This is a genomic window from Vibrio sp. OPT46 (assembly GCF_015163535.1).
Taxonomy (GTDB): Bacteria; Pseudomonadota; Gammaproteobacteria; order Enterobacterales; family Vibrionaceae; genus Vibrio; species Vibrio alginolyticus.
In genome coordinates this window covers 1-542 of the sequence record NZ_JADDYG010000076.1, presented here as the reverse complement: position 1 = coordinate 542, position 542 = coordinate 1, and the positions used below count along the sequence as shown (strand labels likewise).

1 protein-coding gene is annotated in these 542 nt (G+C 41.1%); it reads right to left on the bottom strand.

Translation table 11 applies throughout. The features are described 5' to 3' along the window. Positions 1–146: 146 nt before the first annotated feature. The coding region (locus IQR33_RS03295) for a T6SS amidase immunity protein Tai4 family protein (protein ID WP_322631749.1) at positions 147–542 on the bottom strand (396 nt) is incomplete at its 5' end.

Here is a 542-nt window from a genome sequence, read left to right as displayed (position 1 = left end):
TTCATAGTTATTGTTTCCGACAAAGCACTTAACGCCCTGTTAAGGTGTGAGCAACGCAATGCCGAAGCTCCCGCATACCACCTTAAACACTAAACGCAACGCATAGCAAAAATGCCAAGCGTTGCGAATCACTCTTAAACAGTTTGTTATAACTCTGATTTCGCCTTAATGTACAGCTTATGAACACCGTCTGAATTAGAAAAGTCTACACAGTAAGCCAACTCGATCACGTTACCATTTTTTGATTTGTACCTAGACATATCGTCTGTGTCTAATAGCTCGCTTACCTCAAAGAACGACTCTAAAGGAAGCTCGGAGAACTCTCGATAGCCTTGCATTGCAGTTATCGCATCTTTCGCAACATCTGAGTCTTTGTAATAGGTAGCAATACAAGATGAGAGAGCGAAGTTTTTAAACAGCTGCTCATCACTTTGAGTACTGAGTGGGCTTGCGGTAACTCCGAGACTACAAAGAGCAATGCTTATACTGCTTACTAATCTTCTAATTTCCATAAATAAGCCTTTTTTGCGTCCGGAAAGTAA